Raw genomic sequence first — 22614 nt, forward strand, 5'->3', positions numbered from 1 at the left:
TCTCCAAGCACTCTCCCCACAAGGATTTCGGGAGGGCCGACAGACGTACGCAAAGCGGGGAGACTCGTCGTGGGCGGAACCGGACGGTGGGCACACCTGGTGTGCGGCCGGCGCAGCAAGTGGGTCGTACTCGTCCTGTGGCTGATTCTGCTGGTGGCGGTCTCACCGCTGGCGCAGAAGCTGACGGACGAACAGAAGAACGACTCGTCGACGTGGCTTCCCGGGAGCGCGGAATCCACTCAAGTCCTCACCCTCCAGAAGGATTTCCTCCCCGACACCGCTCCAGCCGTCGTCGTATACGCCCGGCCGGGCGGCCTGACCGAGACCGACCGCGCCAAGATCGTCAAGGACACGGCGTCCCTCAAGGCCATGACGCAGCACGGCATCCTCGGCGCCCGCACCGTGGGACCGGTGCTGGAGAAGACCGGCACTCCGCGCGCGGCCCAGATCATCGTCCCGATCAGCGTGGACGCGGGCGGCTGGAACGGCCTGGCCGACGCGGTGAAGGACATCCGCGCCACCGCCGACGCGAACAGCGCCGGCCTCGATGTGCACCTCACCGGTCCTGGCGGCTACGCCTCGGACTCCGCCGAGGCGTTCCAGGGCCTCGACGGCACGCTGCTGTTCTCCGCGCTCGCGGTGGTCGTGGTGATCCTGCTGCTCACCTACCGCAGCGTGACCCTGGTCTTCCTGCCGATCATCTCCGTCATCGGCGCGCTGTTCACCGCCCAGGCGGTGATCTATCTGCTCGCCAGGCACGCCGGTCTGGTGGTCAACGCGCAGAGCGCCGGCATCCTCACCGTCCTCGTCTTCGGCGCCGGCACGGACTACGCGCTGCTGCTCGTCGCCCGGTACCGCGAGGAACTGCGCCGCCACGAGGACCGGCACGAAGCGATGGCCCTGGCCCTGCACCGGGCCGGGCCCGCGGTGCTCGCCAGTGCCTCGACTGTCGCCGTCAGCATGCTGTGCCTGATGGCCGCCGACATGAACTCGACCTCGGGGCTCGGGCCGGTCGCGGCCATCGGCGTGGCCGTCGCCCTGCTCGCGATGACCACGCTCTTCCCCGCGCTGCTCGTCATCGTCGGACGCTGGGCGTTCTGGCCCGCCGTGCCGCACATGGGATCCGACGAGCCGACCCGCAGCGGACTGTGGGCGCGGGTGGGCGGGCGTATCTCCCAGCGGCCGCGCGCGGTCTGGGCGGGCACCGCGGTGGCCCTCGCGGTGCTCTCACTGGGGCTGATCGGCCTGAAGGCGAACGGACTGACGGCCGCCCAGGGCTTCACCGGCACCCCCGACTCCGTGGTGGGCCAAGAGGTCGCGGCGCGGTACTTCCCCGCCGGCGCCGGGCAGCCGCTCGTCGTCATCGCCGACGCCGGGGCCGCGGACCAGGCGCGTACCGCCCTCGGCTCGGTCCAGGGCGTCGCGCCCGGCTCCGTCACCACCCCACCGGGCGTCCCAGCCGAGAAGAACGGCCGGGTCTATCTGGAAGCCACGATGGCTTCGGCGGCCGACAGTACGGCGGCCAAGCAGACCGTCGACCGGGCCCGTGACGCGCTGCACGCGGTGCCGGGCGCCGACGCCAAGGTCGGCGGCGGCACGGCGGTCATCCAGGACGCCAACCGTGCGACCTCGCACGACAACAAGCTCCTCATCCCGATGATCCTCGCCGTCGTGCTGTTCATCCTCGCGCTGCTGCTGCGGTCGCTGGTCGCCCCGCTGATCCTCATCGCGACCGTCGTGCTGTCCTTCGCGGCGGCGCTCGGGGCGAGCACGTTCGCCTTCCACCACCTGTTCGGGTTCGAGGGCGAGGACACCTCGTTCCCGCTGTTCGTCTTCGTGTTCCTGGTGGCGCTGGGCATCGACTACAACATCTTCCTGATGACCAGGATCCGCGAGGAGACGGCCCACTCCGGCACCCGTGCCGGAACGCTCACCGGCCTCGCGGCGACCGGTGGTGTCATCACCTCCGCGGGACTGGTCCTGGCCGGCACGTTCGCCGCGCTGGGCACTCTCCCGCTGGTCGGCTTCGCCGAGCTCGGGGTCGCGGTCGCCTTCGGCGTCCTGCTCGACACGTTCATCGTGCGGTCGATCCTGGTCTCGGCGATCACCCTCGACCTGGGTCACCACGTCTGGTGGCCCAGCAAGCTGGACGCCCCCGGCACCACACCGCCGCAGGCCACCGCCCACCAGCAGGACGACGATCTGGCACAGCGGTCCTGAGACCCGTTCGGCCGCGGGCAGCTCAGGCAGTGCGGCGCAGCAGGGCCAGGTACATGGCGTCGGTGCCGTGCAGATGCGGCCAGAGCTGGACGTCCGGGCTGTCGCCGATCGCGGGGACGCCGGACATCAGGGGGCGGGCGTCGATCCACTCGGCGGCCGGCTGCCCGTCCGTCCCCCAGCTGCCGCTGGTAGGTGCCCCCAGGCCGCGCAGCACGTCGTCGACGACGGCACGGGTCTCCGCCGGGTGCGGCGAGCAGGTGGCGTAGCCGACGACGCCGCCGACGCGGACGGCTCGCAGCGCCTCGGTGAGCAGTCCGCGCTGGAGCGTCGCGAAGCCCGCGACGTCCTCGGCCTTGCGGCGCCAGCGCGCCTCGGGGCGGCGGCGGAGCGCGCCCAGGCCGGTGCAGGGCACATCGACGAGCACCCGGTCGAAGGAGCCCTGGGCCCAGGCGGGACGGGTGCCGTCGGCGACGATCACCTGGTAGGGGCCGGGGTTGCCGGCCAGCGTGCGTTCCACCAGCCGGGCCCGGTGCGGCTGCTTCTCGGACGCGACGAGCAGGGCGCCGCGCTGCGCGGCGAGCGCGGCGAGCAGGGCGGCCTTGCCGCCGGGGCCCGCGCAGCCGTCCAGCCAGAGTGCGTCCCGGCCGTCCAGCGGAGCTGCCGCCAGCGCGGCCGCGACCAGCTGGCTGCCCTCGTCCTGTACCCCGGCCCGGCCCTCACGGACGGCTTCCACCGCGCCCGGGTCGCCGCCCTCGGCCAGCCGTACGGCGTACTGGGACCAGCGGCCGGGCTCGGTCGCCTCCGGCGGGAGCGACGCGGCCACCTCCTCGGCCGTGGAACGGCCGGGACGGGCCACCAACGTCACCTCGGGCCGCTCGTTGTCGGCCTCCAGCAGGTCCTCGATACCGGCCCGGCCGCCGCCGAGCGCGTCCCACAGCGCGGAGACGATCCAGCGCGGATGCGAGTGAACCACGGCGAGGTGCGCCTCGGGGTCGTCGTCGTACGGCGGGGCGACCTGGGCGACCCAGGCGTCGATGTCCTGCGCGGCGATCTTGCGGAGCACCGCGTTGACGAACCGGGCCCGGCCGTCGCCGAGCACGCACCGGGCCAGTTCGACGGTGGCCGAGACGGCGGCGTGCGGCGGGATGCGGGTACCGAGCAGCTGGTGCGCGCCGAGCGCGAGCACGTCCAGCACCGGCGGGTCGACCTCGCGCAGCGGCCGGTCCACACAGGCGGCGATCACGGCGTCGTAGGTGCCCTGACGGCGCAGCGTGCCGTAGACCAGTTCGGTGGCGAGGGCGGCGTCCCGGCGGTCGAACTCGCCGCCCTTCTTGACCGCTTCCGCCTCGGCGTTGCGCAGCAGCGAGGGCAGGACGAGGTTGGCGTACGCGTCGCGCTCGTCGACCGCCCGCAGCGCCTCGAAGGCGAGGATCCGGACCGGATCCCGCTGGGGCCTGCGGTAGGGCTTGCCCTTCGGCTTGCCCTGGGACTTCCCCTGCGAGGTGCCCTGCGGTCGGCTGCGCGGCTGGTCGTTCACGATCAATGTGCTCCGGACTCGGTCGGAAAAAACTGCTGCGCCCGGGCGGCGGGATGCCCCCTCCCGCGCACAGGGCGTGAACAAAGCGTACGGCCGCCGGCCCGCCGACCGCTCACCCGGGCGACCGGGGCCGGCCGCGGGCCGTCACCGTCCGGCGGGACGGCGCTCCTCGTCGGAAGGGGTGCGGGCTACGCGCCCAGGCGGGTGCCGGAGGCGAGGCGGACGCCGCGCGCCCAGTCGGCGGCGCGCATCAGCTTCTTGCCCTGCTGCTGCACCTCGCCGAGTTCCACGGCGTGGCTGCCGGTGCCCACGTACACCGCGTTCTTGGCGACGGAGAGCTCGCCGGGGGCCAGTCCCGCGAGGTCCTCGCGGCCGGGCAGCGGGGTCACGGGGCCGAGCTTGAACCGTTCGCCGTCGAGCAGCGTCCAGGCGCCGGGCGCCGGGGTGCAGCCGCGGATCAGCCGGTCGACGCGCAGCGCGGGCGCGTTCCAGTCCACCGCCGCGTCCTCGACGGTGATCTTGGGGGCGATGGTGATGCCCTCGGTGGGCTGTGTACGGGGCACCAGGCGGCCGTCCTCGATGCCGTCCATGGTCGCGGTGAGCAGCCCGGCGCCGCTGTGCGCGAGCCGGGTGAGCAGATCTCCGCTGGTGTCGGTGGGCCGGACCTCCTCGGTCACGACGCCGAAGACCGGGCCGGAGTCGAGCCCCTGCTCGATGAGGAACGTCGAGGCGCCGGTGACCTCGTCACCGGCCATCACCGCGTGCTGTACAGGAGCCGCGCCGCGCCAGGCGGGAAGCAGCGAGAAGTGCAGGTTGACCCAGCCGTGCACCGGGATCTCGAGCGCGGCCTTGGGCAGCAGCGCGCCGTACGCGACGACCGGGCAGGCGTCCGGGGCGATCTCCCGGAGCCGGGCGAGGAAGTCCTCGTCCCGCGGCTTCACGGGCTTGAGCACCTCGATGCCGGCCTCCTCGGCCCGCTGGGCGACCGGGCTGGAGACCAGCTTGCGGCCGCGGCCCGCGGTCGCGTCGGGGCGGGTGACGACGGCGACGACCTCGTGCCGGTCCGACGCCAGCAGCGCCTCCAGGGCGGGGACGGCGACCTCGGGAGTGCCTGCGAAGACGAGCCTCATCGTGGGTTCTGTGCCTCTCGTTGGCAGGGGGGACGGCCGTGGGCGGTGGTCCGCGCGGCGGGTCGGACGGCGGTCAGGGCAGCGGTCAGGGCAGCGGTTCGGGCGGCCGGACTCACAGCGCGCTGCCGAAGGTGCTGTGCGGGGAGACCTTCACCTGCGGCACGCCCAGGTCCGCCCACTCCGCCTCCCGGATCGCCTTCATCGCGGCCTTGCGCTGCTCGGCGTCGAGCCGGTCGATGAAGATGATGCCGTCGAGGTGGTCGGTCTCGTGCTGGATGCAGCGGGCCAGCAGCTGGGTGCCCTCGATGGTGACCGGGTCGCCGTACATGTTGAAGCCCTTGGCGACGACACCGTAGGAGCGGACGCAGTCGTAGGTCAGGCCGGGGAGCGACAGACAGCCCTCGGGGCCGTCCTGCTCCTCCTCGCTGAGCGTGAGGTCCGGGTTGACCAGATGCCCCATTTCGCCGTCGACGAAGTAGGTGAAGACCCGCAGCGAGACGCCCAGTTGCGGGGCCGCGAGGCCGGCGCCCGGCGCCGCCTGCATGGTCTCGGTCAAATCCTGGACGAGGGTGCGGAGTTCCTTGTCGAAGGTGGTGACAGGCTGCGCCGTCATGCGCAGCACCGGGTCGCCGAAGAGGCGGATGGGCGTGACGGACACGGCTGGCGGGCTCCCGGGTCGGACGGAGCGGGCGGCACCCCTGGGGGCACCCCCGGACGAAGTTCGGGGGATGTGGCTGTGGGGGCACCTCCCAGCGGTAGCTGGGGGCCGTCCAATTCTAGGGGCCGACCCGTTCGGGGGTGCACGCGGTCGTTCGCGCCCCCCGGAAACATCAGCACGCCCCCTGATGCGTGACTCGATGGCCCGCTGGAGCGTTGGTCAAGAGAGATTGACCGAAAAAGGGCCATCACACCACGGACACGGCCCGATCCTTATCAACGCCGGTTGGAGAGGCTTGTTGATGCCCGACCACGCAACCCATGACGCCCAGGCCCGGGCAAGCCTGCACCTACTGGTGCGGGACATCGAAAGGGTCCGCCGACAGGTGGACGCGCTACGGACCCTGACCGCCCAGCTGGGCAATGTGTACCGACCGCGGCGCAGCGGTCCCGCCGCCGGATTCGTCGTCTACGGACGCGCCCCCGCACCCACCGTGCGGCTCGCCCAGGAACTCCGCGACAGTGTGGAGACCCTGGTCACGGCGGCGGTGGAGTTCGACCGCTCGCTGGGGTTCTCCTGGGACGCGGTGGGCTCCGCCCTCGGGGTGACGAAACAGGCGGTGCACCGCCGGTACGGGGCGCGCCGCCATGCCGTCCACGGTACGGAGGACGAGTCCTCGCAGCCGGACACCACGGGGGTGCACGCCGCGGCGTCCGCTCCCCCGATGGCCGGCGTGCCGGCGGCGCGCTCGATGCCGGACCAGATGTCCGCGCCGATGTCGGGGCAGCCGGCCGGGCCGATGTCCGGGCACCTGCCCTCGCAGGGGTCCGGGCCGTTGCCCGCGCAGCTGCCGCAGCAGATGCCGGGACATGTGCCGGGACATCTGCCGGCCAACGCCCGGGAGGACGCCTTCCCCGGCGCGCTTCCCGGTCCGCGCAGCGGCTGAGCGGCACCACCCGCACCACCGCACCGCACCCGCACCACCCGCGGTGCGTTTCCGCAGGACCAGCCGCCCCGCCGCCCGCCACGCCGACAGGTCGGACGCCGGGGCGGCGCCATGTCCAGAACCGGACCGGACGTCCTGGGTCTCTGGGGACCGGTCAGCCGATGTCCAGCGGGTCGATGCGGACCAGGACCTGATCGGTCTGCTTGAGCGCCGTACGGGCCACCTGTGCGGCCTTGAGAGCGGCGGCCAGCGCCGCCCCGCTGCCCGGCGGGACCCTGATCAGCATCCGCTCCCTGTGCTCCCCCGCCGGGGCGTCCCCGGCCCTGCGCGGTCCGCCCGGCCGGTCGCCGGACACCGGGACCGGTCCCAGGACGGCGGCCCCCTCGGGCAGCCGGGCCAGCTCGACCAGTGCGGCCACCGCCGCCGGGCTCCCGGTCACGGAGGCCATCCGCGAGACGGGTGGGAAGCCCAGTTCGGCCCGCTCGGCCAGTTCGCGGGCCGCGTGCCCGGCGGGATCCCAGCGCACCAGCGCCTGGACCGGCCGCAGCGTGGGCTCGGCCAGCACCAGCACCGTGCCGCCCTCGGTCGCGGGCCTGACCAGGGCGGCCGCGCCCGTCCAGCGGCGCAGCGTCTCCTCCCCCGCCCGCAGGTCCGGCCGGTTGAGCAGCGCCCAGCCGTCCAGCAGCAGCGCGGCCGCGTAGCCGCCCTCCGCGACCGGTTCGGCGCCCGGCGTGGAGATGACCAGCGCCGGGGTACCGGTGACGGCTCCGAGGATGCCGTCCCGTCCCGAGGTGCGGACCGGGACCTTCGGGAACGCCCGGCCGAGTTCGTCCGCGGTCCGCCGGGCGCCGACCACCTGGGCGCGCAGCCGAAACCCGCCGCACTCCTGGCAGTGCCACGCCGCCTCGGGGCGGCCGCACCATCCGCACTGCGGCGCGCTGCTGCCGTCGGTCAGCTCCAGCGGTCCCGCGCACTTTCCGCACCGGGCGGGTTCCCTGCAGCGTTCACAGGCCAGCCGCGGCACATAGCCGCGGCGCGGGACCTGGACGAGGACGGGGCCGCGCAGCAGCGCTTCCCTGGCCACCTGCCAGGCGAGGCTCGGCAGCCGGGCGGCGCGGGCCGCCCCGTCCCGCGCCTGGTCGCCGTCGCCGATGGTGCGGACGAGCGGCGCCGCCGCCCGGACCGCCTCACGGGTGGCGTCCACCGGCAGCGCCCACTGGGTCTCGACGAGCTGGGCGCCTTCGACGGTGCGGATGAGGCCGCCGAGCAGGAAGGCCGCCCGCTCCTCCGTGGCCCGCAGCAGCAGCACGTCCCGGGCGTGCGGCATGGGGGCGTGCGGCTCGGCGTGGCTGGAGTCGCCGTCGTCCCACAGCGCGACCAGGCCGAGGTCCTGCACCGGGGCGAACATCGCGGCCCGGGTGCCGACGACCGCCCGGACGGCGCCCCGGCTGACCGCCAGCCAGCGCCGGTAGCGCGCCTCGGGGCCGGCATCCGCGGTGAGCAGGACGTGGTGGCCCTCGCCGAGCAGCGCGGTGAGCGCCGCGTCGACCCGGGCGGCGGCCCGGCCGTCGGGCAGCACCGCGAGCGCGCCGCGGCCCGAGGCGAGGGTGGCGGCGATGGCGGCGGCCAGCTCGGCGGGCCAGTGCGGGCCCGGCAGCGCGGTCCACACGGCGCGCGGGGAGTCACCGCGGCCCAGCGCGCGCAGCAGCGCGGGGCCGGTCGGATAGCGCGACCAGGTGCCGGGCTCCGGTGGGGCGGGGGTGGCGGGCGGTTCCGGGGAGGGCTTCTTCTCCACCCGGCCGTGCCGGGCGGGCACGGCGAGCTGGATCACGTCGGCGAGCGATCCGGCGTACCGGTCGGCGACCGCGCGGCAGAGCCGCAGCAGCGCCGGGCTGAGCACCGGCTCCGGGGACACCACCTGGGCGATCGCCGCGAGCGGGCCTGCGTAGTCGGACTCGGTGAGCCGGGCGACGACGAAACCGTCGATCAGCCCGCCGCCCTCGCGGCGTCCGCTGACGACGTTGTGCGCCCCGGCGCCGAAGCGGACCCTGACCCGGACCCCGGGCTGCGCGTCCGCGTCCATCGCGGCGGGCACCGCGTAGTCGAAGTACTTGTCGAGGTGCAGCACGCCTTTGTCGACCAGGACGCGGGCGACGGGCAGCCCCTCGGCGAGATCGGCACCGCGCCAGGTGCCACGCCTGGCCTTGGGTTCCTTCGCCTTGCGCACGGACTCGCGGATGAGCGCCAGCTGCTCCCCCGCCGGTGGATTCGTCCGCTCGTCCTCGCTGCTCACAGCCCCAGTCCTACCAGACGTCCCGGACAGCGCGACGGCCCCGGACCGCAGGGTCCGGGGCCGTACGCGTGGTGCGGGTGTGTCTGCTGCCGGGTCCTACAGACCGGCGGCGGCGCGCAGCGCCTCGACACGGTCGGTGCGCTCCCAGGTGAAGTCCGGCAGCGCGCGGCCGAAGTGGCCGTACGCGGCGGTCTGGGAGTAGATCGGACGCAGCAGGTCCAGGTCGCGGATGATCGCGGCCGGGCGCAGGTCGAAGACCGACGCGATGGCCTGCTCGATCTTCTCGACGTCCACGGACGCGGTGCCGAAGGTCTCGACGAACAGACCCACGGGCTCGGCCTTGCCGATCGCGTAGGCGACCTGGACCTCGCAGCGCGAGGCGAGGCCCGCGGCGACGACGTTCTTGGCGACCCAGCGCATGGCGTACGCGGCGGAACGGTCGACCTTGGACGGGTCCTTGCCCGAGAAGGCACCGCCGCCGTGACGGGCCATGCCGCCGTAGGTGTCGATGATGATCTTGCGGCCGGTGAGGCCGGCGTCGCCCATCGGGCCGCCGATCTCGAAGCGACCGGTCGGGTTCACCAGCAGGCGGTAACCCTCGGTCTCCAGCTTGATGCCGTCACCGAGCAGCGCCTTGAGCTCGTGCTCGACGACGAACTCGCGGATGTCGGGCGCGAGCAGCGACTCGAGGTCGATGTCCGAGGCGTGCTGCGAGGAGACGACCACGGTGTCGAGGCGGACGGCCTTGTCGCCGTCGTACTCGATGGTGACCTGGGTCTTGCCGTCCGGGCGCAGGTACGGGATGGTCCCGTTCTTGCGGACCTCGGAGAGCCGGCGGGCGAGCCGGTGTGCCAGGTGGATCGGCAGCGGCATCAGCTCGGGGGTCTCGTCGCAGGCGTAGCCGAACATCAGGCCCTGGTCGCCGGCGCCCTGCTTGTCGAGCTCGTCCTCGTCACCCTCGACACGCTGCTCGTAAGCGGTGTCCACACCCTGGGCGATGTCGGGCGACTGCGCGCCGATGGACACCGAGACGCCGCACGAGGCGCCGTCGAAGCCCTTCTTCGACGAGTCGTAGCCGATCTCGAGGATCTTGTTGCGCACCAGGGTCGCGATGTCCGCGTATCCCTTGGTGGTGACCTCACCGGCGACGTGCACCTGGCCGGTGGTGATCAGCGTCTCGACCGCGACCCTGGAGGTCGGGTCCTCCTTGAGGAGGGCGTCGAGGATCGTGTCGCTGATCTGGTCAGCGATCTTGTCGGGATGTCCCTCGGTGACGGACTCCGAGGTAAACAGGCGGCGGGACACATTGCTCCCTGGGGTTGCAGCGGCTGCTGGCTGATCATGGGGTGGGACGCGCGGGGCTGCGCCCGGCGTTCCGTGGCTAGTTTATCGTTCGCTCCGGCCGGACCGACAAGCCATCTCGGTACTTGGATATGCCGTGACCTGCGACACCACTGGCGCCGGTACGACGATCGGCCTTGTCGCACGGGCAGAATGCCGCAGAATTCCGGTTTTGGTACACCCGGAGGAACTATTTCACGTCAACCGGGCCAGCGTGAGATCCCACACCTGGTCGGCGAGGGCTTCCTTCGGACCGTACGGTACCGGGGTCTCGCTGCCGTCCGCACCCAGCACCACGGCTTCGTTCTCCTCGGAGCCGAACGCCTTGTGGTCCCCGACCTCGTTGACAACGAGCAGGTCACAGCCCTTGCGGAGCAGTTTGGCCCGACCGTTCGCCAGTACATCGTCGGTTTCGGCGGCGAACCCGACGATGAGCTGTCCGGGGTATGAACGTTGTGTGGCGAGTTCGGCGAGGACGTCGGGGTTGCGGACGAGTTCCAGGGGCGGCTGCTCCTGGTCGTCCTTCTTCTTGATCTTGCCTTCGGCGTAGTACGCGGGCCGGAAGTCCGCCACGGCCGCCGCCATGACGACCACATCGGCGTCCGCCGCCGCCTTCAGCACCGCCTCGCGCAGCTGCAGCGCGGTGCCGACCCGCACCACATCGGCGCCCGCCGGGTCGGCGAGGTCGGTGTTGGCGGCCACCAGGGTGACCCGGGCGCCGCGGGCGACCGCCGTACGGGCCAGTGCGTAGCCCTGCTTGCCCGAGGAGCGGTTGCCCAGGTAGCGCACCGGGTCCAGCGGCTCACGGGTGCCGCCGGCGCTGATCACCACATGGCGCCCGGCGAGATCGGTCGCGAGCCCCCGCGGGCCGCGGGCGAGCACCCGGCGGCAGACCTCGAAGATCTCGGCGGGGTCGGGCAGCCGGCCCTTGCCGGTGTCCACACCGGTCAGCCGGCCGACGGCGGGCTCGATCACGATCGCGCCCCGGCGGCGCAGGGTGGCGACGTTCTCCTGGGTGGCGGGGTGTTCCCACATCTCGGTGTGCATGGCCGGCGCGAACACCACCGGACATCGCGCGGTGAGCAGAGTGTTGGTGAGCAGGTCGTCGGCGAGGCCGTGCGCGGCCTTGGCGAGCAGGTCGGCGGTGGCCGGGGCGACCACCACGAGGTCGGCGTGCTGGCCGATCCTGACGTGCGGGACTTCCTGGACGTCGTCCCACACCCGGGTCGAGACGGGGTTGCCGGACAGCGCCGACCAGGTGGCCTCTCCCACGAAGTGCAGCGCCGAATCGGTGGGGACCACGCGTACGCCGTGCCCGGACTCGGTGAGCCGCCGCAGCAGCTCGCACGCCTTGTAGGCGGCGATCCCGCCGCTCACCCCCAGGACGACCTGTGGCTGGCCCATCGTCTCTCCCGCCGAGCTGTGGATTCTCTGGTGTCCATCACACACCACGGGCCCGGCAGCGGTGCTGCCGGGCCCGTGGTGACAAGGATTCGGGTACTGCTAGCCGGCCGACTCGATGGCCTCGGAGGTCAGCAGTCCCGCGTTGATCTCGCGCAGCGCGATCGACAGCGGCTTCTCGTGGACGTGGGTGTCCACCAGGGGGCCGACGTACTCCAGCAGGCCTTCACCGAGCTGGGAGTAGTACGCGTTGATCTGGCGCGCGCGCTTGGCCGCGTAGATCACCAGGCTGTACTTCGAGTCCGTGGCCTCGAGCAGCTCGTCGATCGGCGGGTTGATGATGCCCTCGGGCGTGGTGATGGAAGAGGACATTCTCTACCTACCCCTACTTGCTTGTGGAAAAGAATGGAAGTGGATCATACAACTCTCATCAAGGCTAGCAGCTCACGTGCTACATCCTCGACGGAGGTATTGACAAGGGTGATGTCGAACTCGGATTCGGCAGCCAGTTCGACCTTGGCCGCGGCCAGCCGCCGCTCGATCACCTCGGGCGATTCGGTGCCCCGCCCGGTGAGCCGGCGGACCAGCTCGTCCCAGCTCGGAGGGGCCAGGAAGACGAGCTGCGCCTCGGGCATCGACTGGCGGACCAGCCGGGCACCCTGCAGATCGATCTCCAGCAGCACGGGTTCGCCCGCGTCGAGCCGGTCCAGGACCGCCTTGCGCGGGGTGCCGTAGCGGTTGCCCGCGAACTCGGCCCACTCCAGCAGTTCACCGTTGGCGACGAGCTTGTCGAACTCGTCGTTGTCCACGAAGAAGTAGTGCACTCCGTGCTGCTCGCCCGGCCGTGGCCGACGAGTGGTGGCCGACACCGAGAGCCATACCTCGGGGTGGACCTTGCGCATATGAGCGACGACCGTGCTCTTGCCGACCCCGGAGGGGCCGGAGAGCACGGTCAGCCGCGGACGTACGTCCGGGGGCACGGGGGACGTCCCCCGGGATGTTGCAGCCATGAAGCGATTATCCCGGTTCCCGGAGGTGCTGGGGACCGTCAGGCGGCGCCGCCGCCGAACTCACGCTCCAAAGATGCGATCTGGTTGGAGCCGAGACCCCGCACCCGGCGGCTTTCGGAGATGCCGAGCCGCTCCATGATCTGCTTGGCGCGGACCTTGCCCACACCGGGCAGGGACTCAAGGAGGGCCGAGACCTTCATCTTGCCGATGACATCGTTCTCTCGGCCCGACTTGATGACCTCGTGCAGCGAAGCGCCGGAGTGCTTGAGCCGATTCTTGACCTCGGCGCGCTCCCGGCGAGCCGCAGCGGCCTTCTCGAGCGCGGCAGCGCGCTGTTCAGGGGTAAGGGGCGGAAGAGCCACGCCTACGTCACCTCGGATATCGAACTGTCGGATACGGACCGGTTGTGGAACCTAGTCGCCCTCACCTGCAGGGCAACGAACGAAGCACTTGCGTGCTCGCTCTCGTCGGAGACTAGCGGTCACGGCGGCTCAAGTCAGCGAGAACAGACGAAAAGTCCTGGTCAGACTCGATCCGCTGGGATTTTTAGGACATATCGGCACCGGTTGACGCTGTCGCGGCTCCCGACAGGGGTCCTGAAGGGCGCCGGTTGCCGCTCAGCCCGCCAGGGCGGCACGGACCTCGTCGGAGAACCGGGCCGCGGCGTCCCGCAGTCCGGCCGCGTCGGGGCCGTGCCGCAGCACATCGCGGCTCACGCTCGGGAGGACGTTGCCGACCGCGGACCCGAAGAGCCCGGGAAGACCGGCGGGCGTCGCGCCCTGGGCGCCGATACCGGGGGCCAGCAGCGGCCCGTTGACGTCCAGGTCCGCGCCGGCCTCGCCGAGGGTGGCACCGACCACGGCGCCGACGGATCCGAGCGGCCGCTCGCCGGCGTTCTCCGCCGCGATGTGGTCGAGCATCACCTGGGCGAGCGACTTACCGTTCGCCGCCGTGGCCCGCTGGACCTCGGCGCCCTCCGGGTTGGAGGTCAGAGCGAGGACGAAGACCCCGGCGCCGGAGATCCGCGCCGCGTCCAGCGCGGGGCGCAGCGAGCCGAAGCCGAGGTACGGGCTGACGGTGACCGCGTCGGAGAAGAGCGGGGAGTCCTTGTCGAGGAACGTGGCGGCGTAGGCGGCCATGGTGGAGCCGATGTCACCGCGCTTGGCGTCCATCAGCACCAGCGCGCCGGCGGCGCGGGCGTCGGCGACGGCCCGCTCCAGCACGGCGATGCCCTTCGAGCCGAAGCGCTCGAAGAACGCGCTCTGCGGCTTGAGGACGGCGACCCGGTCGGCGAGGGCCTCGACCACGGTGCGGGTGAAGCGCTCCAGACCGGCCACGTCGTCGTTGAGGCCCCAGGAGGTCAGCAGCGCCGCGTGCGGGTCGATGCCGACGCAGAGCTGACCGCGGGTGTCCATCGCGTGCCGCAGCCGCGCGCCGAAGGGTTCCAGGTTCTCCACGCTCATGAGCTCACCTTCCGGTGTTCGGCGCCGACCGCGTCGGCGAGGGTGGCGTACGGGCTCGCGGCCAGCCGGGCCGCGAGGCCCTTGTGGAGGGCGCGGCACCAGAACGGGCCCTCGTAGATGAAGGCGCTGTACCCCTGGACCAGGGTGGCGCCAGCCAGGATGCGCTCCCAGACGTCGTCGGCGGTCGTGACGCCGCCGACCCCGACCAGGGTGATCCGGTCGCCGACCCGGGCGTACAGCCGGCTCAGCACCTCCAGTGAGCGGGATCGCAGCGGAGCGCCGGACAGCCCGCCGGTCTCCTGGACCAGCGCCGGGTCCGAGGTCAGCCCCAGGCCGTCGCGGGCGATCGTGGTGTTGGTGGCGATGATGCCGTCCAGACCGAGTTCGACGGCGAGGTCGGCGACCGCGTCGATGTCGTCGTCGGCCAGGTCGGGGGCGATCTTCACCAGCAGCGGTACCCGGCGGGTGGTGACCGTGCGGTCGGCGGCCTCGCGCACCGCGGTCAGCAGCGGGCGCAGCTGGTCGACGGCCTGCAGATTGCGCAGGCCCGGGGTGTTCGGCGACGAGACGTTGACGACGAGGTAGTCCGCGTGGGCCGCGAGCCGCTCGGTGGACGTCACGTAGTCCCCGGTGGCCTCGTTCTCGGGGACCACCTTGGTCTTGCCGATGTTGACGCCGACCGTCGTCCGGAAGACCGGGTTACGGGCCGCCAGCCGGGCGGCGACCGCGGCGGAGCCCTCGTTGTTGAAGCCCATGCGGTTGATCAGCGCCCGGTCCTGGACGAGGCGGAAGAGCCGTTTCTTCGGGTTGCCGGACTGCGGCTGCCCGGTGACGGTGCCGATCTCGATGTGGTCGAAGCCGAGCATCGCCATGCCGTCGATCGCGACGGCGTTCTTGTCGAAGCCGGCCGCGAGGCCGAACGGGCCGTGCATGCGCAGGCCCAGCGCCTCGGTGCGCAGCGCCTTGTGGCGGGGCGCGAGCACGGCCGCCACGAGGGTACGCAGGACCGGGACGCGGGCGGCGAACCGGATCCAGGCGAACGCCAGGTGGTGCGCCCGCTCGGGGTCCATGCGCCGGAAGAGCAGTCGGAAGAGGAGGGGATACATGCGGAGCCTTCTACGGGATTCTGCGGGGCGGCGGTCACATGGCGAGGGGGACACCGGTCGGTGTCCCCCTCCTGGCGCTATCCCTCGCGGGCGGCGTTCAGCCGTTCCGCGTGTTCCTGCAGCGATCTGACCCCGATGTCACCGCGGTTGAGCGCGTCGATGCCCTGCACGGCGGCGGCGAGCGCCTGCACCGTGGTCAGGCACGGGACACCGCGGGAGACCGCGGCGGTCCTGATGTCGTAGCCGTCGAGGCGGCCGCCGGTGCCGAACGGGGTGTTGACGATCAGGTCGATCTTGCCGTCGTGGATCAGCTGCACCACGGTCGGCTCACCGTCCGGGCCGGTGCCCTCGCTCTGCTTGCGCACGATGGTGGCGTGGATGCCGTTACGGCGCAGCACCTCGGCGGTGCCGGAGGTGGCGAGCAGTTCGAAGCCGTGGTCGGCGAGCGCGCGGGCCGGGAAGACCAGGTTGCGCTTGTCGCGGTTGGCCACCGAGATGAACGCGGTGCCCTTGGTGGGCAGCGCGCCGTACGCGCCGGCCTGGGACTTGGCGTAGGCGGTGCCGAAGACGGAGTCGATGCCCATGACCTCGCCCGTGGAGCGCATCTCCGGGCCCAGCACGGTGTCGACGCCGCGGCCGTGGATGTCGCGGAAGCGGCTCCACGGCATGACGGCCTCCTTGACGGAGATCGGCGCGTCCAGCGGCAGGGTGCCGCCGTCGCCGGTCTTCGGGAGCATGCCCTCGGCCCGCAGTTCGGCGACGGTCGCACCGAGCGAGATCCGGGCGGCGGCCTTGGCCAGCGGCACCGCGGTCGCCTTCGAGGTGAAGGGGACGGTGCGCGAGGCGCGCGGGTTGGCCTCGAGGACATAGAGGATGTCCCCGGCCAGCGCGAACTGGATGTTGATCAGACCCTGGACGCCGACACCCTTGGCGATGGCCTCGGTGGAGGCGCGCAGCCGCTTGATGTCGTAGCCGCCGAGGGTCATCGGGGGCAGTGCGCAGGCGGAGTCGCCGGAGTGGATACCGGCCTCCTCGATGTGCTCCATGACGCCGCCGAGGTAGAGCTCGGTGCCGTCGTAGAGCGCGTCGACGTCGATCTCGATGGCGTCGTCGAGGAACCGGTCGACCAGGACCGGGCGGGTCGGGCTGATCTCGGTGGACTCGGCGATGTACGAGGAGAGCCGGGCCTCCTCGTAGACGATCTCCATACCGCGGCCGCCGAGCACGTACGACGGGCGGACCAGGACCGGGTAACCGATCTCGTCGGCGATGGCCTTGGCCTCGTCGAAGGTGGTCGCGGTGCCGTGCTTGGGGGCGGGCAGTCCGGCCTCGGCCAGGACGCGGCCGAAGGCGCCGCGGTCCTCGGCAAGGTGGATGGCCTCGGGCGAGGTGCCGACGATCGGCACCCCGTTGTCCTTGAGGGCCTGCGCCAGGCCGAGTGGGGTCTGGCCGCCGAGCTGGACGATGACGCCCGCGATCGGGCCGGCCAGCGACTCGGCGTGCACGATCTCCAGCACGTCCTCGAGCGTCAGCGGCTCGAAGTACAGGCGGTCGGAGGTGTCGTAGTCCGTCGAGACGGTCTCGGGGTTGCAGTTGACCATCACGGTCTCGTAGCCCGCGTCGTGCAGCGCGAACGAGGCGTGGACGCAGGAGTAGTCGAACTCGATGCCCTGGCCGATGCGGTTGGGGCCCGAGCCGAGGATGATCACGGCGGGCTTCTCGCGCGGCGCGACCTCGGACTCCTCGTCGTAGGACGAGTAGAAGTACGGGGTCTTGGCGGCGAACTCGGCGGCGCAGGTGTCGACCGTCTTGTAGACCGGGCGCACCCCCAGCGCGTGCCGGACCTCGCGCACGACGTCCTCGCGCAGTCCCCGGATCTCACCGATCTGAATGTCGGAGAACCCGTGCCGCTTGGCGTCGGCGAGCAGCTCGGGGCCGAGCTTGTCGGCGGCCGCCAGATCGTCGGCGACCTCCTTGATCAGGAAGAGCTGGTCGGTGAACCACGGGTCGATCCGCGTCGCGTCGAAGATCTCCTCCGGGGTGGCGCCGGCGCGGATCGCCTGCATGACGGTGTTGATCCGGCCGTCGGTCGGCACCGCCGCCGTGGCCAGCAGCGCGTCCTTGTGGCCGGGCTCGCCGGTGAAGGTGAACTGGCTGCCCTTCTTCTCCAGCGAGCGCAGCGCCTTCTGCAGCGCCTCGGTGAAGTTGCGGCCCATCGCCATGGCCTCGCCGACCGACTTCATGGTGGTGGTGAGGGTCGCGTCGGCCGCCGGGAACTTCTCGAAGGCGAAGCGCGGCACCTTGACGACGACGTAGTCGAGCGTCGGCTCGAAGGACGCCGGGGTCTTCTCGGTGATGTCGTTCGGGATCTCGTCGAGCGTGTAGCCGACGGCGAGCCGGGCGGCGATCTTGGCGATCGGGAAGCCGGTGGCCTTGGAGGCGAGCGCCGAGGAGCGCGAGACCCGCGGATTCATCTCGATGACGATGACGCGGCCGTCTTCGGGGTTGATCGCGAACTGGATGTTGCAGCCGCCGGTGTCGACGCCGACCTCGCGGATGATCGCGATACCGACGTCCCGCAGGTTCTGGTACTCGCGGTCGGTCAGCGTCAGCGCCGGGGCGACGGTGATGGAGTCGCCGGTGTGGACGCCCATCGGGTCGAAGTTCTCGATGGAGCAGACGACCACGACGTTGTCGTTGCGGTCGCGCATCAGCTCCAGCTCGTACTCCTTCCAGCCGAGGATGGACTCCTCCAGGAGCACCTCGGTGGTCGGCGAGAGCGTGAGGCCCTGGCCGGCGATACGGCGCAGTTCTTCCTCGTCGTGGGCGAAGCCGGAGCCGGCGCCGCCCATGGTGAAGGACGGGCGGACGACGACGGGGTAGCCGCCGAGGGTGTCCACCCCCGAGATGACGTCGTCCATCGAGTGGCAGATGACGGAGCGGGCGGACTCGCCGTAGCCGATCTTGGCGTTGACGGCCTCGACGACGCCCTTGAAGAGCTGGCGGTCCTCGCCCTTGTTGATCGCCTCGACGTTGGCGCCGATCAGCTCGACGTTGTACTTGTCCAGGACGCCGTTGTCGTGCAGCGAGATCGCCGTGTTGAGCGCGGTCTGGCCGCCGAGGGTGGGCAGGAGCGCGTCGGGGCGCTCCTTGGCGATGATCTTCTCGACGTACTCCGGCGTGATCGGCTCGACGTAGGTGGCGTCGGCGATCTCGGGGTCGGTCATGATCGTGGCCGGGTTGGAGTTCACGAGGATGACCCGCAGGCCCTCGGACTTCAGCACCCGGCAGGCCTGGGTACCGGAGTAGTCGAACTCCGCTGCCTGGCCGATGACGATCGGGCCGGAGCCGATGACCAGGACGGACTGGATATCGGTGCGCTTAGGCACGCTGGCCCTCCATCAGAGATACGAAGCGGTCGAACAGGTACGCGGCGTCGTGCGGGCCGGCGGCTGCTTCGGGGTGGTACTGGACGCTGAACGCCAGCTGGTCGAGGAGGTGGAGTCCCTCGACCACGTTGTCGTTCAGGCAGACGTGGCTGACCTCGGCCCGGCCGTAGGGCGTGTCGGAGACCGTGTCGAGCGGCGCGTCGACGGCGAAGCCGTGGTTGTGCGCGGTGACCTCGACCTTGCCGGTGGTGCGGTCCTGGACCGGCTGGTTGATGCCGCGGTGGCCGTACTTGAGCTTGTAGGTGCCGAACCCGAGCGCGCGGCCCAGGATCTGGTTGCCGAAGCAGATGCCGAAGAGCGGGGTCTTCCGCTCCAGCACACCGCGCATCACCGCGACCGGGTGGTCGGCGGTGGCCGGGTCGCCGGGGCCGTTGGAGAAGAACACCCCGTCGGGCGCGACGGCGTACACGTCCTCGACGGTCGCGGTGGCGGGCAGCACATGGACCTCGATGCCGCGCTCGGCCATCCGCTGCGGCGTCATCGCCTTGATGCCGAGGTCGATCGCGGCCACGGTGAAGCGCTTGGTGCCGATCGCCGGGACGATGTACGACTCCTTGGTCGCCACCTCGGCCGACAGGTCGGCGCCCTTCATCTCGGGCGCCTGGAGGACCTTGGCGAGCAGGTCCGCGTCGGTGCCGATGCCGGCACCGGAGAAGATGCCGACCCGCATGGCGCCGCGCTCGCGCAGATGGCGGGTGAGGGCGCGGGTGTCGATGCCGCTGATGCCGACGACGCCCTGGTTGACGAGTTCCTCGTCGAGGGTGCGGCGGGCGCGCCAGTTGGAGGAGACCCGGGCGGGGTCGCGGACCACATAGCCGGCGACCCAGATGCGGGAGGACTCCGGGTCCTCGTCGTTGACGCCGGTGTTGCCGATGTGCGGGGCCGTCATGACGACCACCTGGCGGTGGTACGACGGGTCGGTCAGCGTCTCCTGGTAACCGGACATGCCGGTGGAGAAGACGGCCTCGCCGAAGGTCTCCCCCACCGCGCCGTAAGCACGGCCGCGGAAGATCCGGCCGTCTTCCAGGACGAGTACGGCGGGGGTCCTGTCTGCCCGCTGAGTGGAGGTCGTCATCGTGGGCCTTCCTGGTGGAGCGGGGCGGCGACGGCACTGTCGCCGGGGTGCTGGTCGGGTTCGGGGGCGTCCGCTGCGGATGCCGCGGCCCCGGATGTTGATGCCATGGAGTCGACCGCGTCGACCCAGCCGGCGTGCTCGGCCGCGTGCTCGGAGCGGAAGCCCGAGTCGATGAGCCGGCCGCCGTGCTCCCAGGTGATCACCAGCAGGCCGCCCTCGGTGAGGACCTTGCCGGCGATGCCCTTGTCGAGCCGGGCGCCGCGCAGTGCGGCGGTGGGGACGAAGAAGTCCGGCGCGCCGGTCCGTTCCGCGCGCAGGCCCTGCTCCGTCAGAGTGAGCACGACCATGCTGCGCACCCCGAGACCGTGGGCGACGATGCGGTCAAGCCACTGACCCGCGGTGGTGCTGCCGTGGTAGCGGCCCTCGAGGGTCAGCAGCGGTTCGGCGCCGTCCTCGGGGGCGGTGGGCAGCTCGGGCAGGCCGCCCTGCAGGGTGCCGCGCCACTTCCAGCCCTCGCGCATCAGCCAGTAGACGAGCGCGACGAACAGGCCCAGGCCGACGATCCAGCCGATCCGTGCGGACCAGTCGGTGACCTGCTGGGACTTCTGGTCCGCCGCCAGCAGAAGAGTCAGAGTTGTCACGCGAGTTTCCCGTCCACGACCGTCGCCCTGCCCCGCAGGAAGGTGGCGATCACCCGGCCCGGCAGCTCGCGGCCCTCGTACGGGGTGTTGCGGCTGCGGGAGGCGAAGCCCGCGGGGTTCACCACTCCACGGTATGCCGGATCGACGAGAGTGAGGTTCGCGGGCTCGCCCGCGGCGACCGGCCGTCCGTGTCCTGCCAGCCGGCCGATGGCGGCGGGCCGCGCCGACATGCGGTCGGCGACGCCGGCCCAGTCGAGCAGACCGGTGTCGACCATCGTCTGCTGGACGACGGACAGCGCGGTCTCCAGGCCCACCATGCCCATGGCGGCCGCGGCCCACTCGCAGTCCTTGTCCTCGTGCGGGTGCGGCGCGTGGTCGGTGGCGACGCAGTCGATGGTGCCGTCGGCCAGCGCCTCGCGCAGCGCCATGACGTCGGCCTCGGTGCGCAGCGGCGGGTTGACCTTGTAGACCGGGTTGTACGAGCGGACCAGCTCGTCGGTGAGCAGCAGGTGGTGCGGGGTGACCTCGGCGGTCACGTTCCAGCCCTTGGACTTGGCCCAGCGGACGATCTCGACGGAGCCGGCCGTGGACAGGTGGCAGATGTGCACCCGGGAGTCGACGTGCGCGGCGAGCAGCACATCGCGGGCGATGATCGACTCCTCGGCGACGGCCGGCCAGCCGATCAGGCCCAGTTCGCCGGAGACGATGCCCTCGTTCATCTGGGCGCCCTCTGTGAGGCGGGGCTCCTGGGCGTGCTGGGCGACGACACCGTCGAAGGCCTTCACGTACTCCAGCGCGCGGCGCATGATCACCGCGTCGTCGACGCACTTGCCGTCGTCGGAGAAGACCCGCACACCGGCGGCGGAGTCGGCCATCGCGCCGAGCTCGGCGAGCTGCTTGCCCGCCAGGCCGACGGTGACGGCGCCGACCGGCTGCACGTCGCAGTAGCCGGACTCGCGGCCGAGCCGCCAGACCTGCTCGACGACGCCCGCGGTGTCCGCGACGGGGAAGGTGTTGGCCATCGCGTGCACGGCGGTGTAGCCGCCGATGGCGGCGGCGCGGGTGCCGGTCAGGACCGTCTCGGAGTCCTCGCGGCCCGGCTCGCGCAGATGGGTGTGCAGGTCGACGAGGCCCGGCAGGAGGATCATGCCGTCGGCCTCGACGACGGTGGCGTCGCCGGCCTCCAGAGCGGTTCCGACGGCGGCGATCGTCTCGCCGTCGATCAGGACGTCCTGCGGGTCGCCGCCAAGGATCTTCGCGCCTCGGATCAGGGTCTTGCTCATGACTGGTGGTTCTCCTCGGTGCGGGCGGCGGGGGCGGCCGTGGCGATGGCGGGTTCGTTCCCGCCGAGCAGCAGGTACAGGACGGCCATCCGGATGCTGACGCCGTTGGCGACCTGCTCGACGACGGTGCAGCGCTCGGAGTCGGCGACCTCGGCGGTGATCTCCATGCCGCGGTTCATCGGGCCGGGGTGCATGACGATGGCGTGTTCCGGCAGGGCGGCCATCCGGCCGCCGTCGAGGCCGTAGCGGCGGGAGTACTCGCGCTCGGTGGGGAAGAACGCGGCGTTCATCCGTTCGCTCTGCACCCGCAGCATCATCACGGCGTCGGACTTGGCGAGCACCGCGTCCAGGTCGTAGGAGACGTCGCAGGGCCAGGTGTCCACGCCGATCGGCAGCAGGGTCGGCGGGGCGACCAGGGTGACCTGGGCGCCGAGCGTGTTGAGCAGATGGACGTTGGAGCGGGCGACCCGGCTGTGCAGGATGTCGCCGACGATCGTGATCCGGCGGCCCGCCAGATCGCGCCCGCTTCCGTCACCGGGACCGCGGTGGAACGTGGGGCCGCCGTCCTTCGCGCCCGCCAGGTGGCGGCGCATGGTGAAGGCGTCGAGCAGCGCCTGGGTGGGGTGTTCGTGGGTGCCGTCACCGGCGTTGACGACCGAGCCGCCGATCCAGCCGGAGGTGGCGAGCCGGTGCGGGGCTCCGGAGGAGCCGTGCCGGATGACGACGGCGTCGGCGCCCATCGCCTCCAGGGTCAGCGCGGTGTCCTTGAGGGACTCGCCCTTGGAGACCGAGGAGCCCTTGGCGGAGAAGTTGATGACATCGGCGGAGAGCCGCTTGGCGGCGGCCTCGAAGGAGATGCGGGTGCGGGTCGAGTCCTCGAAGAAGAGGTTGACGACGGTGCGGCCGCGCAGGGTCGGCAGCTTCTTGATCGGCCGGTCGGCCACGCGGGCCATTTCCTCGGCGGTGTCGAGTACGAGGATGGCGTCGTCGCGGGTCAGGTCGGCGGCCGAGATCAGGTGGCGCTTCATCGGGTCACTCCGAAGGGGGTACTGGGACGGCGG

Annotated in this window: 18 protein-coding genes; 2 read left to right on the forward strand and 16 right to left on the reverse strand. The window is 71.8% G+C overall.

What is annotated here, in order from left to right; all coding sequences use genetic code 11:
* Positions 1–69: 69 nt before the first annotated feature.
* The gene (locus tag C6N31_RS11265; protein ID WP_138353004.1) at positions 70–2220 is read left to right on the forward strand and encodes an MMPL family transporter; all 2151 of its coding nucleotides are present in this window, start codon (positions 70–72) and stop codon (positions 2218–2220) included.
* Positions 2221–2242: 22 nt separating this feature from the next.
* Here C6N31_RS11265 and C6N31_RS11270 read toward each other — a convergent pair whose 3' ends face one another.
* The 3 genes from C6N31_RS11270 to def form a co-directional block, all read right to left on the reverse strand.
* Positions 2243–3757: an RsmB/NOP family class I SAM-dependent RNA methyltransferase gene (locus tag C6N31_RS11270; protein ID WP_198357470.1), complete on the reverse strand. Its 1515-nt coding sequence runs from the start codon at positions 3755–3757 to the stop codon at positions 2243–2245.
* Between the two features lie 188 nt (positions 3758–3945).
* Positions 3946–4887: a methionyl-tRNA formyltransferase gene (gene fmt / locus C6N31_RS11275; protein WP_138353002.1), complete on the reverse strand. Its 942-nt coding sequence runs from the start codon at positions 4885–4887 to the stop codon at positions 3946–3948.
* Positions 4888–4999: 112 nt separating this feature from the next.
* Positions 5000–5545 carry a peptide deformylase gene (def, locus tag C6N31_RS11280; protein ID WP_138353001.1) on the reverse strand — a complete coding sequence of 182 codons (546 nt, stop codon included), beginning with the start codon at positions 5543–5545 and terminating at the stop codon, positions 5000–5002.
* Positions 5546–5846: 301 nt separating this feature from the next.
* On the opposite strand from def, the gene C6N31_RS11285 reads away from it, so the two are divergent.
* Positions 5847–6491 (forward strand): hypothetical protein, encoded by a 645-nt coding sequence (locus C6N31_RS11285; protein WP_138353000.1) that lies wholly within the window; start codon positions 5847–5849, stop codon positions 6489–6491.
* A 154-nt stretch (positions 6492–6645) separates the two neighbouring features.
* Here the strand turns inward: C6N31_RS11285 and C6N31_RS11290 are convergent, their stop codons facing one another.
* From C6N31_RS11290 to C6N31_RS11350, 13 genes are all read right to left on the reverse strand, one after another.
* Entirely contained in the window at positions 6646–8784 is a 2139-nt protein-coding gene (locus C6N31_RS11290) for a primosomal protein N' (protein WP_198357471.1), read from the reverse strand.
* Positions 8785–8880: 96 nt separating this feature from the next.
* Positions 8881–10089 (reverse strand): methionine adenosyltransferase, encoded by a 1209-nt coding sequence (metK, locus tag C6N31_RS11295; RefSeq protein ID WP_138352590.1) that lies wholly within the window; start codon positions 10087–10089, stop codon positions 8881–8883.
* Positions 10090–10320: 231 nt separating this feature from the next.
* Complete coding sequence (gene coaBC, locus C6N31_RS11300) at positions 10321–11553, reverse strand: bifunctional phosphopantothenoylcysteine decarboxylase/phosphopantothenate--cysteine ligase CoaBC (RefSeq protein WP_498063715.1); 1233 nt, start codon at positions 11551–11553, stop codon at positions 10321–10323.
* Between the two features lie 75 nt (positions 11554–11628).
* Positions 11629–11898: a DNA-directed RNA polymerase subunit omega gene (rpoZ, locus tag C6N31_RS11305; RefSeq protein WP_138352592.1), complete on the reverse strand. Its 270-nt coding sequence runs from the start codon at positions 11896–11898 to the stop codon at positions 11629–11631.
* Positions 11899–11942: 44 nt separating this feature from the next.
* The gene (gene gmk, locus C6N31_RS11310; RefSeq protein ID WP_138352593.1) at positions 11943–12536 is read right to left on the reverse strand and encodes a guanylate kinase; all 594 of its coding nucleotides are present in this window, start codon (positions 12534–12536) and stop codon (positions 11943–11945) included.
* A 38-nt stretch (positions 12537–12574) separates the two neighbouring features.
* The gene (locus tag C6N31_RS11315; protein ID WP_138352594.1) at positions 12575–12898 is read right to left on the reverse strand and encodes an integration host factor; all 324 of its coding nucleotides are present in this window, start codon (positions 12896–12898) and stop codon (positions 12575–12577) included.
* A 255-nt stretch (positions 12899–13153) separates the two neighbouring features.
* Positions 13154–13999: an orotidine-5'-phosphate decarboxylase gene (gene pyrF / locus C6N31_RS11320; protein WP_138352595.1), complete on the reverse strand. Its 846-nt coding sequence runs from the start codon at positions 13997–13999 to the stop codon at positions 13154–13156.
* Positions 13996–15105 (reverse strand): quinone-dependent dihydroorotate dehydrogenase, encoded by a 1110-nt coding sequence (locus C6N31_RS11325; RefSeq protein WP_138352596.1) that lies wholly within the window; start codon positions 15103–15105, stop codon positions 13996–13998. The genes pyrF and C6N31_RS11325 overlap by 4 nt, the downstream gene beginning before the upstream one ends.
* A 77-nt stretch (positions 15106–15182) precedes the next feature.
* Positions 15183–18494: a carbamoyl-phosphate synthase large subunit gene (gene carB / locus C6N31_RS11330; protein ID WP_198357472.1), complete on the reverse strand. Its 3312-nt coding sequence runs from the start codon at positions 18492–18494 to the stop codon at positions 15183–15185.
* Positions 18487–19629, reverse strand: a complete 1143-nt coding sequence (carA, locus tag C6N31_RS11335) for a glutamine-hydrolyzing carbamoyl-phosphate synthase small subunit (RefSeq protein WP_198357473.1) — start codon at positions 19627–19629, stop codon at positions 18487–18489. The genes carB and carA overlap by 8 nt, the downstream gene beginning before the upstream one ends.
* Positions 19626–20270: a PH-like domain-containing protein gene (locus C6N31_RS11340; RefSeq protein ID WP_244809091.1), complete on the reverse strand. Its 645-nt coding sequence runs from the start codon at positions 20268–20270 to the stop codon at positions 19626–19628. Before C6N31_RS11340 ends, carA begins: the two co-directional genes overlap by 4 nt.
* The gene (locus C6N31_RS11345) at positions 20267–21553 is read right to left on the reverse strand and encodes a dihydroorotase (protein WP_138352599.1); all 1287 of its coding nucleotides are present in this window, start codon (positions 21551–21553) and stop codon (positions 20267–20269) included. The genes C6N31_RS11340 and C6N31_RS11345 overlap by 4 nt, the downstream gene beginning before the upstream one ends.
* Positions 21550–22581: an aspartate carbamoyltransferase catalytic subunit gene (locus tag C6N31_RS11350; RefSeq protein WP_138352600.1), complete on the reverse strand. Its 1032-nt coding sequence runs from the start codon at positions 22579–22581 to the stop codon at positions 21550–21552. Before C6N31_RS11350 ends, C6N31_RS11345 begins: the two co-directional genes overlap by 4 nt.
* Positions 22582–22614 lie beyond the last annotated feature (33 nt).

Origin of the sequence: Streptomyces fildesensis (assembly GCF_016107395.1) — a bacterium.
GTDB lineage: Bacteria > Actinomycetota > Actinomycetes > Streptomycetales > Streptomycetaceae > Actinacidiphila > Actinacidiphila fildesensis.